The 16,289-nt window shown below is 35.7% G+C and carries 13 protein-coding genes; 12 read left to right on the top strand and 1 reads right to left on the bottom strand.

Annotated elements, in window-relative coordinates:
• Positions 1 to 160 precede the first annotated feature (160 nt).
• The 5 genes from xerC to BAU17_RS00075 all read left to right on the top strand — a co-directional run bounded on the left by xerC (position 161) and on the right by BAU17_RS00075 (position 4,786).
• Entirely contained in the window at positions 161 to 1,066 is a 906-nt protein-coding gene (gene xerC, locus BAU17_RS00095; protein WP_161900790.1) for a tyrosine recombinase XerC, read from the top strand.
• A 71-nt stretch (positions 1,067 to 1,137) separates the two neighbouring features.
• Entirely contained in the window at positions 1,138 to 1,683 is a 546-nt protein-coding gene (gene hslV / locus BAU17_RS00090; protein WP_161900789.1) for an ATP-dependent protease subunit HslV, read from the top strand.
• Between the two features lie 7 nt (positions 1,684 to 1,690).
• Positions 1,691 to 3,088, top strand: a complete 1,398-nt coding sequence (gene hslU / locus BAU17_RS00085) for an ATP-dependent protease ATPase subunit HslU (RefSeq protein WP_202622246.1) — start codon at positions 1,691 to 1,693, stop codon at positions 3,086 to 3,088.
• A gap of 14 nt (positions 3,089 to 3,102) precedes the next feature.
• The gene (gene codY, locus BAU17_RS00080) at positions 3,103 to 3,888 is read left to right on the top strand and encodes a GTP-sensing pleiotropic transcriptional regulator CodY (RefSeq protein ID WP_161900787.1); all 786 of its coding nucleotides are present in this window, start codon (positions 3,103 to 3,105) and stop codon (positions 3,886 to 3,888) included.
• A gap of 19 nt (positions 3,889 to 3,907) precedes the next feature.
• Positions 3,908 to 4,786, top strand: a complete 879-nt coding sequence (locus BAU17_RS00075; RefSeq protein ID WP_161900786.1) for an aldose 1-epimerase family protein — start codon at positions 3,908 to 3,910, stop codon at positions 4,784 to 4,786.
• 28 nt (positions 4,787 to 4,814) lie between these two features.
• Here the strand turns inward: BAU17_RS00075 and plsY are convergent, their stop codons facing one another.
• Entirely contained in the window at positions 4,815 to 5,447 is a 633-nt protein-coding gene (gene plsY, locus BAU17_RS00070; RefSeq protein ID WP_161900785.1) for a glycerol-3-phosphate 1-O-acyltransferase PlsY, read from the bottom strand.
• Positions 5,448 to 5,541: 94 nt separating this feature from the next.
• Between plsY and BAU17_RS00065 the strand changes: the two genes are divergently transcribed.
• From BAU17_RS00065 to BAU17_RS00035, 7 genes are all read left to right on the top strand, one after another.
• Complete coding sequence (locus BAU17_RS00065; RefSeq protein ID WP_161900784.1) at positions 5,542 to 5,967, top strand: CoA-binding protein; 426 nt, start codon at positions 5,542 to 5,544, stop codon at positions 5,965 to 5,967.
• A 129-nt stretch (positions 5,968 to 6,096) separates the two neighbouring features.
• Positions 6,097 to 8,094, top strand: a complete 1,998-nt coding sequence (gene parE / locus BAU17_RS00060) for a DNA topoisomerase IV subunit B (protein WP_161900783.1) — start codon at positions 6,097 to 6,099, stop codon at positions 8,092 to 8,094.
• A gap of 11 nt (positions 8,095 to 8,105) precedes the next feature.
• Complete coding sequence (parC, locus tag BAU17_RS00055; RefSeq protein WP_161900782.1) at positions 8,106 to 10,562, top strand: DNA topoisomerase IV subunit A; 2,457 nt, start codon at positions 8,106 to 8,108, stop codon at positions 10,560 to 10,562.
• Between the two features lie 269 nt (positions 10,563 to 10,831).
• On the top strand, positions 10,832 to 13,111 hold the full coding sequence (pflB, locus tag BAU17_RS00050; protein ID WP_161900781.1) for a formate C-acetyltransferase: 2,280 nt from the start codon (positions 10,832 to 10,834) through the stop codon (positions 13,109 to 13,111).
• Positions 13,112 to 13,174: 63 nt separating this feature from the next.
• Positions 13,175 to 13,942, top strand: a complete 768-nt coding sequence (pflA, locus tag BAU17_RS00045; RefSeq protein ID WP_161900780.1) for a pyruvate formate-lyase-activating protein — start codon at positions 13,175 to 13,177, stop codon at positions 13,940 to 13,942.
• 204 nt (positions 13,943 to 14,146) lie between these two features.
• Positions 14,147 to 15,073: a manganese-dependent inorganic pyrophosphatase gene (locus tag BAU17_RS00040; RefSeq protein WP_161900779.1), complete on the top strand. Its 927-nt coding sequence runs from the start codon at positions 14,147 to 14,149 to the stop codon at positions 15,071 to 15,073.
• Between the two features lie 70 nt (positions 15,074 to 15,143).
• Positions 15,144 to 15,941, top strand: coding sequence for a DUF1803 domain-containing protein (locus BAU17_RS00035; protein WP_161900778.1), 798 nt, complete (start codon positions 15,144 to 15,146; stop codon positions 15,939 to 15,941).
• Positions 15,942 to 16,289 lie beyond the last annotated feature (348 nt).

Below are 16,289 nucleotides of genomic sequence, written 5' to 3'. Positions count from 1 at the left end.
TTAGTGAACGTCTTTTCTTACACGAAAATTGAAGAAATTTTTACAGAATTTTCTTAATTGTGACCTCTCTTACAAATATTAGTTAAATTCTGACAATTCAATTGTTTTTTTATTTGGTCTATGCTAAAGTTAAATTCATCTAGGATGGAGGAAATACAACATGATTAAACGCGATTGGTCACATGAATTTTTCCGTTATCTGATTGTTGAACGAGGCTATTCAGAAGAAACACAGATTGCCTATCAGGCAGACATTCAAGCATTCTTTGATTTTTTAGCGGATAATGGTGGCGGTAATTATCTTGAAGTAGACTATCGCGACGTACGTATTTATTTGTCGTTTTTGAATGACCATGAAAAAAAATATAGTCGTAATACGATTAGTCGAAAAATAGCAAGTTTACGCTCTTTTTACCAGTACTTATTAAAGCAAGAAGTAATTGCTGAGAATCCTTTTTCATATATTCATTTGAAAAAGAAAAACATTAAATTGCCCCGTTTTTTTTATGAGAATGAAATGGAGGCGCTCTTTAAAAGTGTCGAGGGATCTGAGCCGTTACAGCAACGAAATCGCGCGCTGTTAGAAATTCTTTATGGATCAGGATTGCGTGTCAGTGAATGTGCCGCATTAGAACTGCAACAGATTGATTGGGAAAGTGGTGTCTTGTTAATCCACGGGAAAGGGAATAAACAACGCTATGTTCCGTTTGGTGTCTATGCGCAAGAAGCACTCACGACTTATTTTAATGAAGGTCGTCAGCAACTAATGACCAAATTTCATAAAGAGCATTCCTTTGCTTTTGTCAATCGCTTAGGTGATCCGATTACCTCAACGGGAATCGAATATGCCTTAAATCAAGTGATAAGAAAAAGTAGTTTAGACAGTAATATTCATCCCCACATGCTACGACATACATTTGCGACGCATCTACTAAATAATGGTGCAGATATGCGGACTGTTCAAGAATTACTGGGACATGCTAACTTGTCTACGACCCAAATTTATGCACATGTGACAAAAGAAAGTCTGCAGAAAAATTATCGTCAGTTCCATCCGAGGGCGTAAAAGTAAGATAAAATACAGGCATAATAAACGCGTTCGTTTATTTTGCTTTTCTATATTTAGGAGGAGACACAATGGAATCACAATTTCATTCAACAACTATTTGTGCCGTAGAAAAAGACGGCAAATTTGCAATGGCTGGTGACGGACAAGTCACTATGGGTGAACAAATCGTTATGAAAGGAACGGCAAGAAAAGTTCGACGTATTTATAATGGCGAAGTTGTTGTCGGTTTTGCCGGAAGTGTGGCAGATGCCTTTACCTTAGAAGAAAAATTTGAAGGTAAATTAAATGAATATAATGGCAACTTACAGCGTGCTGCTGTTGAGCTTGCCCAAGAATGGCGCACTAAACAATCGATGCAAAAATTAGAAGCAATGTTGATTGTAATGAATAAAAATGAAATGTTATTAGTATCAGGTACGGGTGAAGTGATTACACCAGATGATGGTATTTTAGCAATTGGTTCAGGTGGGAATTATGCATTATCTGCTGCAAGAGCGATGAAAAAATACGCCAGTGATGAATTATCTGCCAAAGAAATTGCTGAAAATGCCTTAAATATCGCTGCTGATATTTGTGTCTTTACCAACCATAATATTATTGTAGAGGAATGTTAGTTATATGATGAATCAAAATATTTCACCAAAAGAAATCGTTGCTGAATTAGACCAATACATTGTTGGTCAACAAGTAGCTAAAAAATCAGTTGCAGTTGCATTGCGTAATCGCTACCGTCGTTTACAACTAGATGAAAAGATGCAACAAGAAGTGACACCTAAAAACATTTTAATGATTGGACCGACAGGCGTCGGGAAAACGGAAATTGCGCGTCGCTTAGCAAAAATTGTTAAAGCACCTTTTGTTAAAGTCGAAGCAACAAAATTTACAGAAGTCGGTTATGTGGGTCGTGATGTAGAATCAATGGTTCGTGATTTAGTCGAAAATGCGATTCAAATTGTACAAAAAGAACAATATAGTAATGTTCGTTCAAAGGCAGAGAAAAAAGCCAATCGACGCTTGGCAAAAGTCCTAGTTCCAGGTATTAAAAAAGAACAAAAACAATCGTCAGGTAATCCATATGAACAAATGATGAATATGTTCAATACGATGCAAAAAACAGAGGAACCAAAAGAAGAATTAACAGATGAAATTCGTGTCAATCGTCAAACTATTTTTGAACAATTGGAACGTGGTGTCTTAGACAATCGTGAAGTGACAATTGAAATTGATGAACCAAAAACGCAAATGCCAATGATGAATAATGGGTTAGAGCAAATGGGTATTGACTTGAATGAAACGCTAGGATCTTTGAAACCCAAAAAGAAAATAGAACGAACGGTCACTGTTAAAGAAGCACGTGAATTATTAATTCAAGAAGAATCATCGAAATTAGTAAATGAAGCAGATATTAACAGTGAAGCGTTACGCTTAGCAGAATCAAGTGGAATTATCTTTATTGACGAAATTGATAAAGTGACATCGAAATCACAACAATCAGGCGAAGTTTCTCGTGAAGGAGTCCAACGTGATATTTTACCAATCGTGGAAGGTTCACAAGTAAACACAAAATACGGGGCATTACAAACAGACCATATCCTATTTATCGCATCAGGTGCATTCCACTTATCAAAACCAAGTGATTTGATTCCTGAATTGCAAGGTCGTTTCCCAATTCGCGTAGAGCTAGATGATTTAACAGCAGAAGACTTCGTGAAGATCTTAAAAGAACCAAATAATGCACTGATTAAACAATATGTCGCTTTATTAGCAACAGAGCATGTGGAAGTGACCTTTACTCTGGAAGCAATCGAGCGTTTGGCAGCAATTGCTTATCAAGTCAATCGCGATACAGATAACATTGGTGCCCGTCGATTACACACAATTTTAGAAAAACTTTTAGAAGACTTATTATTTGAGGCGTCAGATATGCAAATGGCTGAAATTACAATTACAGAAGCATATGTAGATGATAAATTATCGGACATTGCTATGAATGAGGATTTGAGTCGTTATATTCTATAAAAAAGGAGAAAAAAATGACTACACTTTTAGAAAAAACTAGACAGATTAATGAATTGTTACAACAAAAGAATACATTTAGTACGGCTTCAGATTTACCGTACAACCAAATGGCAAATATTTTAGGGGATATTTTGGATAGTAACTCTTACATTATTAGTAGTGATGGTAGCTTGTTAGGGTTCAATGAAAAACATGATGTAAACAATGCACGAGTAAAAAATATGTTTGTGGAAAAACAATTTCCTAAAACCTATACAGATATGGTTGATAACCTACATGCAACGGAAGCGAATATTACCATTGAAAGTGATATGACTGCTTTTCCAATTGAATCTCGTGAATTATATCCAAATGGATTGACAACAGTTGTTCCAATTTTTGGAGCGGGAGAAAGATTAGGAACAATTATCTTATCGAGAATTGATGATTCATTTAGTGATGATGATTTGGTATTGGCAGAATACAGTGCAACGGTTGTTGGTATGCAAATTCTTTACCAAACTTCACGTAACATTGAAGACGATATTCGTAGTGCAACGGCGGTTCAAATGGCAGTAAATACCTTATCTTATAGTGAATTAAAAGCTGTTCAAGCTATCTTTAATGCACTAGAAGGCGATGAGGGACGCTTAACTGCTTCAAATATTGCAGATGAAATTGGTATTACACGCTCAGTAATCGTTAATGCCTTGAGAAAATTAGAATCTGCGGGAATTATCGAATCTCGATCATTAGGAATGAAAGGGACCTATTTAAAAGTTTTAAATAGTCGTTTTAAAGAAGAATTAGATAAAGCGTAAATTCTAAGGAGTGAACAAAATGGATATTACAATTGAAACAGATCACTTGAAAGCTATCATTGCCACAGCGGGTGCGGAATTGATTAGTCTGAAAAGTAAAGAAACTGACATTGAATATATCTGGCAAGCAGATCCAAAATATTGGAAACGACACGCACCTGTGTTGTTTCCATTTGTGGGCGCCTTGAAAAATAATCAATACACTTACCAAGGAAAAACCTATCAATTGTCACAACATGGATTTGCTAGAGATATGGAATTTCAAGTATTGGAAAAACAACCAGATGCCGTTAGTCTTGTTTTGGAAAGCACAACTGAAACAAAAAAAGTTTACCCATTTGACTTCAAATTAATTCTGACTTATGAATTAGGTGGCGATGGTATTGTTGTGAAATATCGTGTAGAGAACCCATCAGATGAAGAAATGTATTTTTCAATTGGCGGACACCCTGCATTCAATGTTCCTTTAGATGAAGAATTGGCTTTTGAAGATTATTTTTTAGAACCTTCTCCCATGAAATCCAGAGTAATGTTACCTTTGAAAGAAGGTTTTATTGACTTAAACCAACGAACGTTGGGGCAAACCAATACAAATATTGCATTAACACGCGATTTATTTAAAGAAGATACCTTGATTTTTGAAACAAAAGGCTTGAACTCTTTCTCAATTCGTAGTGAAAAATCACCACATAGTGTGACATTAACGTATAATCATTTACCATATGTTGGTATTTGGGCTGGAAATTATGGATTAGATGCTCCCTTTGTTTGCATTGAGCCTTGGGCTGGAATTGCGGATACGTTAGATGCTACGGGCGAACTAACCGAAAAATTAGGTATTCGCCAGTTAAATGGAAAAGAAAGTTTTGATACAAAATATGCAATTACAGTGAAATAAAAAAATAAGCTGGGTTGTGCTACCCAGCTTATTTTTTATCTTGCTTATTTAGGCCAAAAGGCACGCGACTTTCCGTGCCGTCTTTAATACGAGAAATATTTTCTTTGTGTCGATAGAAGATAAAAATCGTGACACAAATTGCAATGATGGTTAATAACCAATCCTGTTTAGAGAGAATGACTGGCGCAACATAAGGCAACAAAATAGTTGACAAGGTGATTAAAACAGCTGCAATCATACTACTTAGACTAACCATACTAGTGATAAATAATAAAATAATGAATAAAATGGTAGAATAAATAAAAAACAATGGTTGATAGGCTAATAACATTCCTGCACTCGTTGCGACAGCCTTGCCGCCTTTAAAACCAGCGAAGATAGGGAAGGTGTGTCCTAAAATAGCACAGACCCCAAACCATAGAGGATTAATATTAGGAATCTGGAAAATCATTGGTAAGCTAGTGGCAAGTGTTCCTTTTAAAATATCCATCAAGAGGACGATAATGCCTGCTTTTTTACCAAGTACACGAAAAGTATTCGTCGTTCCAGTGTTTCCACTACCAAATTGGCGGATATCTTTTTTGAAAAAAAGTTTTCCAATCCATACACCTGAAGGAATGGATCCTAATAAATAGGCAATTAAAAATAAAATGATTTTCATAATGACCAACTTTCTTTACATGACTAGAGCAATTTTAGCATGAAATGACTGTCACAACAACAAAAATAAACCTAATTTACAAGGAGGAATTGAAATGTCTTTTAAAAATCCAGATGAACAAACAATTCAGAAATATTTACAGTCAGCAAGAAATATTGCTATTGTAGGATTGAGTAACAAAGAAGATCGAACAAGTTATCAAGTAGCAAAATTTCTTCAAGAGCAAGGCTATCAACTGTTTCCAGTCAATCCTGTCTTAGCTGGAAAAACTATTCTAGGTGAACCTGTCTATGAAAAATTGCAAGATATTCCAGAAACAATTGATATTGTGGATATTTTTAGACGCAGTGAATTTTTACCAGAAGTAGCGCAAGATTTTTTGGAAACTGATGCCAAAGTTTTTTGGGCACAATTAGAAATTGAGAACGAAGCAGCAGCGAAACTCTTGCAAGAAGCTGGTCGTACTGATATAGTAATGAATCGTTGTACAAAGGTTGAATGGAAAAAAATGACACAATGAAACCATAGAAAAATTTCTAAGAGCGAATCTTAGAAATTTTTCTTGTCATTTTCGGAATTTCTTTGCTTAGTAGCTAGAAGATGATGTATAATGATTCGAGTAAATTTGAACCTTAAAGGAGCGTTTGCTTTGGTAAAAAAACAAACCAATGAATATAATGATGCTTCAATCCAAGTTTTAGAAGGATTAGAAGCAGTAAGAAAAAGACCTGGGATGTATATCGGTTCAACAGATAGCCGAGGATTACATCATTTAGTGTATGAAATTTTTGATAATGCAGTAGACGAAGCGCTTTCTGGTTATGGAAATGAGATTGACGTAACCATTCATGAAGATAATAGCATCAGTGTACGAGATAGTGGACGTGGGATGCCAGTTGGGATGCATGCATCAGGAATTCCAACGGTTGAAGTTATTTTTACCGTGCTTCATGCGGGTGGAAAATTTGGTCAAGGCGGTTATAAAACTTCTGGTGGTTTACATGGTGTTGGTGCCAGTGTTGTAAACGCACTATCTTCTTGGCTAGATGTTAGTATTTATCGCGATGGGATAGAATACCAAGCACGTTTTAAAGATGGTGGTAAACCAGATGGTAAGTTGAAAAAGATTGGGAAAACAAAACAACCAAATGGGACAAAAGTTCATTTCTTACCAGATGATACTATTTTTTCAGTAACGAAATTTTCGTATGCCACATTAGCGGAGCGTTTACGTGAATCTGCTTTCTTACTTCGTGGCGTAAAAATCACGTTAACTGATTTACGTGGTGAGGAAAAAGTAGAAGAGCTTTTCTTTTATGAAGAAGGAATCAAAGAATTCGTTGAATACTTGAATGAAGAAAAAGATACATTGACACCAGTCGCATACTTTTCCGGCGAACGTGAAGGTATTGAAGTAGAGGTGGCTTTCCAATACAACGATGGCTATTCAGAGAATGTTTTGTCATTCGTTAATAATGTACGTACCAAAGATGGTGGTTCACACGAAGTCGGTATGAAAACTTCAATGACGAAAGCTTTTAACGAATATGCGCGCAAGGTGGGCTTGTTAAAAGAAAAAGACAAAAATTTAGAAGGTAGTGATTTCCGAGAAGGACTGGCAGCAATTTTATCTGTTCGAATTCCCGAAAATCTTTTGCAGTTTGAAGGTCAAACCAAAGAAAAGCTCGGTACTCCAGCAGCGCGTGGGGCAGTTGATAACGTCTTAGGAGAACAATTGGGCTTTTATTTACAAGAAAATAGCGAGATGAGTCAGATGCTTGTTCGTAAAGCAGTGAAAGCTCGCGAGGCACGTGAAGCAGCACGTAAAGCACGTGAAGAAAGCCGAACTGGTAAAAAACGGAAAAAAGGTGAATCCTTACTTTCTGGGAAATTAACGCCAGCTCAATCTAAAAATCCAAAGAAAAATGAATTATACCTTGTCGAAGGGGATTCTGCCGGAGGTTCTGCCAAACAAGGACGTGACCGTAAATTCCAAGCAATCTTACCACTACGAGGTAAAGTTATTAATACTGAAAAAGCAAAAATGCAAGACATTTTAAAAAATGAAGAAATTAATACAATGATTTATACGATAGGAGCAGGGGTTGGACCAGAGTTTTCAATTGAGGATTGTAATTATGATAAAGTTATTATTATGACCGATGCGGATACAGATGGTGCACATATTCAAGTCCTATTGTTGACGTTCTTTTATCGCTATATGAAACCATTAATTGAGGCGGGCAAAGTATACATTGCCTTACCACCTTTATATAAGGTATCTAAAGGCACAGGCAAAAAAGAAATTGTTGAATATGCTTGGACAGAAGAAGAGTTAGCTGTGAATATTGAGAAAATTGGTCGTGGCTATATGATTCAGCGTTACAAAGGGCTTGGAGAAATGAATGCCGAGCAGTTATGGGAAACAACGATGGATCCTGATACAAGAACTTTGATTCGAGTAAGAATTGATGATGCAGCCAAAGCTGAACGCCGCGTAACTACATTGATGGGAGATAAAGTTGAGCCTAGAAGAAAATGGATCGAATCACATGTTCAATTTAGTTTAGAAGAAGATGGTAGTATCTTAGATAAACAAGAAGAAACACAACCAACATTATTTGAAGAATTACCTGAAAGCGATTAGGAGGTGGTCTCTTGGAACACGAGAGTAATATTCAAGAATTAACATTAGAAGAAGTGATGGGAGATCGCTTTGGTCGATACTCCAAATACATTATTCAAGAACGTGCATTACCAGATATTCGTGATGGTTTAAAACCTGTTCAACGTCGGATTTTGTATTCGATGAATAAAGATGGAAATACCTTTGAAAAAGGCTTCCGCAAGTCGGCTAAATCAGTCGGAAATATTATGGGGAATTACCATCCGCATGGTGACAGTAGTATTTATGAAGCGATGGTACGGATGAGTCAAGATTGGAAATTACGTGCCATTTTGATTGAAATGCATGGGAATAACGGAAGTATGGATGGCGATCCACCAGCTGCTATGCGTTATACAGAAGCGCGGTTGTCCCAATTAAGTGGGGAATTGTTAAAAGATATTGAAAAAGACACAGTCGAATTCGTTTGGAACTTTGATGATACTGAAAAAGAACCGACTGTTTTACCAGCGAAATACCCCAATTTATTAGTTAATGGTTCAACGGGGATTTCTGCAGGATATGCGACCGAAATTCCAACACATAACTTAGAAGAAGTGATTAATGGCACGATTTATCTAATTGATCATCCTCAAGCAAGTTTGGATAAATTGATGGAATTCATTCCCGGTCCTGACTTTCCAACAGGAGGGATTTTACAAGGGAAATCCGAAATTAAAAAAGCGTATGAAACAGGCAAAGGGAAAGTTATCTTACGCTCAAAAACAAAAATTGAGGATTTACGTGGTGGCAAGCAACAAATTGTGATTAATGAAGTGCCTTATGAAGTGAATAAAGCGAATCTTGTTAAAAAAATGGATGAAATCCGTTTAAATAAACGCATAGAAGGTATCGCTGAAGTTCGTGATGAAAGTGACCGAACAGGATTGCAAATTGTTGTTGAATTAAAAAAAGATGTTAACGCAGAAGGCATTCTAAACTATTTATTTAAAAATACCGACTTACAAATTAATTATAATTTTAATATGGTGGCAATTGATCAAATGCGACCACAACAAGTAGGATTAAAACATATTTTGCAAAGTTATATTGAACATCGTCGTAATGTTGTCCTACAACGCAGTCAGTATGATTTAAATAAAGCAGAAAAGCGTCAACATATCGTAGATGGTTTAATTAAAGCACTATCTATTTTAGATGAAGTCATTGCAACCATTCGAGGAAGTAAAGACAAAAAAGATGCGAAGAATAATTTAGTGATTCAGCATCAATTTACCGAAGAACAAGCTGAAGCGATTGTTACTTTGCAACTATATCGCTTAACAAATACAGATATTACGCAATTGCGTGCAGAAGCAGAAGAATTAGCGGCATTAATTTCTGAATTGAAAAAAATTATTGGTGACGAAAGAGAACTATTAAAAGTTATCAAAAAAGAATTGCGTGAAGTGAAAAAACAATATAGCCAAGCGCGTTTAACTGAAATTGAAGATGAAATTCAAGAGATTAAAATCGACACAGAAGTTTTAGTTGCACAGGAAGATGTTGTTGTAACAGTCACACATGAAGGGTATATCAAACGTAGTAGCTTGCGATCTTATGCTGCATCGAAACCTGAAGAATTAGGAATGAAAGAAGGCGACTACGTCTTATACAGTGGCCAAGCAAACACGCTCGATCATTTGCTTTTAGTTACAAATAAAGGAAATGTCATTTATCGTCCCGTACATGAATTGCCTGATTTACGTTGGAAAGAAATCGGTGAACATGTATCGCAAACGTTATTGAATTTTTCAGTAGATGAATCTATTTTGGCCGTCTATACGTACACTGAACTGGATCCGTTGAAAAATTTTGTACTCATAAGTAGAGAAGGATTAATTAAGCAAACGAGAATGACTGAATTTGAACCATGGAGAACTTACAAGAGTCGTCCATTGCAAATAATTAAATTTAAATCTGATACAGATGAATTAGTAAATGTCTTTTTGACAAATCAAGAAGACAATATGGATGTGTTCTTGGCGAGTCGTTTAGGATTTGGATTAAGATTTTCTCTAAACGAAGTACCTGTTGTTGGACCAAAAGCAGCTGGAGTAAAATCAATGAATCTGAAGGACAAAGATTTTGTTGTTAATGGTACGTTGGTCTATCCAGATGGAGATAGTCCAATTGTAGTTGTGACACAACGCGGAGCCGTAAAACGAATGTTGGCACAAGAATTAAGCCAACTAGGTCGCGCCAAACGTGGTGTGATGATTTTACGAGAATTGAAGAAAAATCCACATCGTGTGATTTATATGGGTGACGGTGAGCACAAAGAGTTGCAAATAAAAAATACAGTAGAAAAAATAATTTCTACGGATGATATCCCAATTAATGAGCGAACTTCAAATGGTTCGTTTGTGTTAGATGAAAAAGCAGGAGAGGTCAATTCGGTTATCGAGCTTATCGATCCCGCTTTACCTACGGAAGAAACTGTTATATAGCTAAAGGAAACAACCAGCTCTCTGTGATAATACAGAGAGCTGGTTGTTTTTCTTTATTGTTCATTTTGTAACATTTAATTTTGGGTAATTATGATTTATTTATCACAATTAAAAATATTGATTTAAAAGCTTTTTATTTAGTTTGTTTTGTTTTTTATATAAATTTGTTAAAAAACAAATATGAAAATGGTTGCAAAGAAATTCTTTCGTGTTATACTATTCACGTAGAGCTGTTACAATAAGTGAACAGAAAATAAGGAGGAACACAAATGGCATCAGTAGTAGACAAAACAGAACAATTAAATAATGCTTGGGAAGGTTTTAAAGGCGGACAATGGCAAAAAGAAATTAATACACGTGATTTTATTCAAGCGAACTACACTGAGTACCGTGGAGATGATAGCTTTTTAGAAGGGATTGCTCCTAGTACAGACAAATTGTGGACAAAATTACAAGAATTATTTGAAGTGGAACACAAACAAAATGGTGTTTATGACATGGACGCCAATATTCCATCAACATTAACTTCGCATGCACCAGGTTATCTAATTAAAGAAGAAGAAAAAATTGTAGGTTTACAAACAGATGTACCATTAAAACAAGCATTCCAACCATTTGGTGGTATCAATATGGCAAATAATGCGCTGATTTCCAATGGTTATGAAGCAGATCCAGAGATGACGAAAATTTTTACAGACTGGCGTAAAACACATAACCAAGGTGTGTTTGATGTTTACACTCCTGAAATGCGTTTAGCACGTAAAAATAAAATTATTACTGGACTACCAGATGCATATGGTCGTGGTCGTATTATTGGGGATTATCGTCGTATTGCATTGTATGGTGTGGATTTCATGATGGAACAAAAGAAAAAAGATCATGATAATACAGGAAATAAAGTGATGACTGATGATGTGATTCGTTTACGCGAAGAGATCACTGAACAATACCGTGCGTTGAATGACTTGAAAAAAATGGCAGCTTCATATGGCTTCGATATTTCACGTCCAGCCGAAAATGCCCAAGAAGCCATCCAATGGTTGTACTTTGGTTATTTAGGAGCAATCAAATCACAAAATGGTGCTGCGATGTCTATTGGTCGTATTTCTGCTTTCCTTGATGTGTATATTCAACGTGATTTAGATCGCGGATTGATTACTGAATTTGATGCACAGGAAATGATCGATCACTTGATTATGAAATTACGTATGGTGAAATTCGCACGAACACCGGAATACAATCAATTGTTCTCTGGTTATCCAATCTGGGCGACGTTATCAATTGCTGGTATGGGTATGGACGGACGTTCATTAGTGACTAAAAATGATTTCCGTATTTTACACACTTTAACAAATATGGGACCATCTCCAGAACCTAATTTGACGGTATTGTATTCTTCTCGCTTGCCAGAAGGGTTCAGAACATTTGCCGCTAAAATTGCTAAAGAAAGCTCATCTATTCAATTTGAAAATGATGATTTATTACGTGAAAATTGGGGATCTGATGATTGTGCAATTGCTTGTTGTGTATCTGCAACAGTTGTTGGTAAAGATATGCAATTCTTCGGTGCTCGCGCAAACTTAGCGAAAGCGGTATTGTATGCAATCAATGGTGGTGTGGATGAAAAAACTAAAATGCAAGTCGCGCCTAAATTCCGTCCAATGACAGGTGAAACGTTAGATTACCATGAATTTATGGAACGCTTTAAAGATATTATGGATTGGTTAGCAGAATTATATGTAAATACATTAAATGTGATTCATTATATGCATGATAAATATGCGTACGAAGCTGCACAATTAGCGACAATGGATTCTGATTTGAAACGCACATTTGCGACAGGGATTGCTGGTATTTCACATGCTGCTGATAGTGTGATGGCAATTAAACATGGTAACGTGAAAGTTATCCGTGATGAAGATGGTATGGCTATTGATTATGTTCCTCAAAACGAGTTTCCAACTTACGGAAATGATAATGAAGAAGCAGATGCAATGGCTAATTGGATTTTAGATTACTTCATGACGCAAATTAAACGTCAACACACATATCGTAATTCAACACCGACAACATCATTGTTAACAATTACGTCAAATGTGGTTTACGGTAAAGCGACAGGGAATACACCAGATGGACGCCGTGCAGGTAAACCTCTTGCTCCAGGGGCAAATCCAAGTTATCAAGACGGTAAATTCTTAGGTGAGAAAAATGGCTTATTAGCTTCATTAAATTCAACTGCCCGTTTAGAATATACCCACGCTTTAGATGGTATTTCAAATACTCAAACAATCAATCCAAATGGATTAGGTAAAGACGATGAGACAAGAATTAACAATTTAAGAAATGTCTTGGATGGTTACTTTGATAAAGGTGGTTACCATATTAATGTCAATGTCTTTACAAATGAATTATTGATTGATGCACAAAAACACCCAGAAAAATATCCAAACTTAACTATTCGTGTTTCTGGATATGCTGTGAAATTCCGTGATTTAACACCTGAACAACAAGCGGATGTTATTTCAAGAACGTCACATGATAAATTATAATTGTTGAAAATATAGAGGGTGACAATCAGTGTCATCCTCTTTTCTAAAGAAAGAGGGATTTTTATGACGACTCCAGTAATGGGAAGAATACATTCTACTGAAAGTTTTGGGACAGTTGATGGACCAGGTGTTCGTTTTATCGTATTCGCTCAAGGTTGTCGGATGCGCTGTCAATTTTGCCATAATCCAGATACTTGGAAGATCAATGACCCAAAAGCATCTTTGAGAACCGCAGATGATGTCTTAGAAGAAGCAGCGAAGTATAAAGCGTATTGGGGAGAAAAAGGCGGAATTACTGTAAGTGGTGGGGAGCCATTACTACAAGTAGACTTTTTGATTGATTTATTTAAAAAAGCAAAAGCGCAAGGAATCCATACGACGCTTGATACTTGTGGGAAACCATTTACACGAGAAGAGCCGTTCTTTAGTAAATTTGAAGAATTAATGAAATATACAGATTTGTTGTTATTTGATATTAAACATATTGATAATGACGCGCATCGAAAATTGACGACGCAAACAAATGATAATATCTTAGAAATGGCAAAATATTTATCGGAGATTAATAAACCTGTTTGGATTCGCCATGTATTAGTGCCGCAACGTAGTGACTACGATGAATTTTTAATTCGTTTAGATAGTTTTATTAAAACATTGAAAAATGTTGATAAAGTGGAAATTCTACCTTACCATACAATGGGCAAATATAAATGGGATGAACTTGGCTTGAAATATCCATTAGAAGGAATTGAACCTCCAGGTCAAGAGCGTGTAAAAAATGCGAAAGCGTTATTGCATGTAGATGATTATACGGGGTATTTAACGAGATAACTAATTAAACACATATGCCTGAACTCTAAGTAGGAATAACTAGGGTTCGGGTATTTTTAGTGTCGTTTCTTCATTTTATTCAGTAAAATGAAGAAACAGCGAGAGAACTCGAAGATTTACTAAAAGAATCGTAAGAAAGTGATGGAAATTTTCATTTGATTTTGCTATCATTAACTTTGAATTGAAAGATTGGAGCGAAATGATATGTCAAAAATTTTAATTTTCGGACACCAAAATCCAGATACTGATGCAATTGGTGCTGCGATTGCCTTTGCTGAATTACAAAGAGAACTAGGAAAAGATGCAGAAGCTGTTGCTTTGGGAGAGCCTAGTGAAGAAACGCAATATGCATTAGATTATTTTAAAACAGCTGCGCCTCGTGTAGTTGAAACGGTTGCAAATGAAACAGATAGTGTCATGTTAGTGGATCATAATGAATTTCAACAAAGTGTGGCAGACATTGCTGATGTGACGGTCTTATCAGTTGTTGATCATCACCGTATTGCAAATTTTGAAACAGCAAATCCATTGTACTATCGTGCAGAGCCAGTAGGATGTACAAGTACAATTATTTACAAAATGTACAAAGAGAATCATGTAGAAATCCCTCAAGCGGTTGCAGGTATGATGTTGTCTGCAATTGTTTCAGATACCTTATTATTTAAATCTCCTACTTGTACAGATGAAGATGTACAGGCAGCGAAAGCTTTAGCTGAAATTGCAGGAGTGGATGTAGAAGTGTATGGCTTAGAAATGCTAAAAGCTGGTACGAAATTGAGCGATAAATCTGTTGAAACGTTGTTAGACCTGGATGCAAAAAGTTTCCCAATGGCTGACAAAAATGTGCGTATTGCGCAAATCAATACAGTTGACTTAGCAGAAGTATTTGCGCGTCAAGCAGAACTTGAGGCTGCGATGGCAAAAGCTAATAGTGAAAATGGTTACGATTTATTTTTATTAGTAGTTACAAATATTTTAGATAGTGATTCTGAATTGCTAGTTGTAGGTGATCCAAAAGCTAATGTTGAAAAAGCTTTTGCAGTGACTTTAGACAATAATCGTGCGTTCTTGCAAGGTGTTGTTTCTCGTAAAAAACAAGTGGTACCTCAATTAACTGAAAGCTTTAATTAATTTTTGTAGAAAACCACCAGAGACGGAAACTAGCTTCGTTTCTGGTGTTTTTTCATTAGGAGAATATTTAATGAAAGTTATTTTTGAAACAGACGATGAGCAATTAAAGGTTTTATTACGCAGTACTTTTTTTAAAGAATTAGTTGATATACTTAACAAACAATCGCAACCTACTCTCAGACAATTGAAAACGATGCTAGGAGAGAAAATTGATAAGCGCTTGGGTCAATTGATTAAGCATGGCATTGTTCAGCGTGAAAATCATCGTTATTCTTTAGGATTTCCAGTGCTAGAATTTGATGAACGAGTGATCTCGGTCTGGATAGAGAGAATTCTTTCTGAAATAGATGAGGCATCGCAAGTGGTATTGTTGGCTAAGCTTGTAAAGCGAGACGAATTGATTTATGGGATTCCTTCTGATCAAACATTTAGCTATACACATGTCGTAACTAACGGAGAATTGACGATTTTGTCTCTTTCACAAGAAGAATGGGTATTGACTTTGCCGGCTTATTTTAACTATTTACGAACAGATGAATCGCAGCAAGTATTTTCTGAGGTGCAACGACTGATTGGCGATGTGAATATCCAATATTATTTAGATCAAATTCAAGTCATTTTAGAAAAGATAGACAATGGACGGAAACTACAACCGAGTGTTTTTTTAGAATCATTAGAGAAGTTTGGAATCGTGGATGATTCATTAGTGTTGCTTTCACCAGTGACAACTGAAAAATGGGAGCCGTATTGGCTTGAGGAATTTTTGCAATTATCAGAAGGGATACAACGAGCTATTTTAGGTGGTGTTTTGCAACAATTAGGTAAAACATCACTAACCCTTATTCAATTTGAGGAGCAACTTTTTTAAAGGTGCTTCTTTTTTTTGTAAAATTTCTAAGTGTTTGAGACAGATTTTTTGAGAAAATCACCTTTAAAAATATGTTTTTTTATCTATCTCATTTTATTTTAATGTAAAGGTTTTCTATTTGTTTTTAGATTTAATGTAAAAATGCGATAATTCTTATTATTTTTCCTGTTATTTTTATTCTTTGTAAAACTTCATTCTAAAAAATAACAAAAGTAAAGACTGTAAATCATTTTGAAAAGAAAATAGTCTAAAAAGAGTTTGTGATAAAAAATTTTTTCATATTCGAATGAAATTCCTTTCAAATGTTGATTTAAAGGTGTTTAAAAGCGATTTAGTTATGTAAGAAGA

The sequence above is a fragment of the Candidatus Enterococcus willemsii genome (assembly GCF_009933335.1).
Taxonomy (GTDB): Bacteria; Bacillota; Bacilli; order Lactobacillales; family Enterococcaceae; genus Enterococcus_F; species Enterococcus_F willemsii.
This window is presented reverse-complemented; position numbering and strand designations above follow the sequence as displayed.

Coding starts and splice junctions, on each gene's coding strand:
- xerC (WP_161900790.1), top strand. CDS start 161: ATGATTAAACGCGATTGGTCACATGAATTTTTCCGTTATCTGATTGTT.
- hslV (WP_161900789.1), top strand. CDS start 1,138: ATGGAATCACAATTTCATTCAACAACTATTTGTGCCGTAGAAAAAGAC.
- hslU (WP_202622246.1), top strand. CDS start 1,691: ATGAATCAAAATATTTCACCAAAAGAAATCGTTGCTGAATTAGACCAA.
- codY (WP_161900787.1), top strand. CDS start 3,103: ATGACTACACTTTTAGAAAAAACTAGACAGATTAATGAATTGTTACAA.
- BAU17_RS00075 (WP_161900786.1), top strand. CDS start 3,908: ATGGATATTACAATTGAAACAGATCACTTGAAAGCTATCATTGCCACA.
- plsY (WP_161900785.1), bottom strand. CDS start 5,447: ATGAAAATCATTTTATTTTTAATTGCCTATTTATTAGGATCCATTCCT.
- BAU17_RS00065 (WP_161900784.1), top strand. CDS start 5,542: ATGTCTTTTAAAAATCCAGATGAACAAACAATTCAGAAATATTTACAG.
- pflB (WP_161900781.1), top strand. CDS start 10,832: ATGGCATCAGTAGTAGACAAAACAGAACAATTAAATAATGCTTGGGAA.
- pflA (WP_161900780.1), top strand. CDS start 13,175: ATGACGACTCCAGTAATGGGAAGAATACATTCTACTGAAAGTTTTGGG.
- BAU17_RS00040 (WP_161900779.1), top strand. CDS start 14,147: ATGTCAAAAATTTTAATTTTCGGACACCAAAATCCAGATACTGATGCA.
- BAU17_RS00035 (WP_161900778.1), top strand. CDS start 15,144: ATGAAAGTTATTTTTGAAACAGACGATGAGCAATTAAAGGTTTTATTA.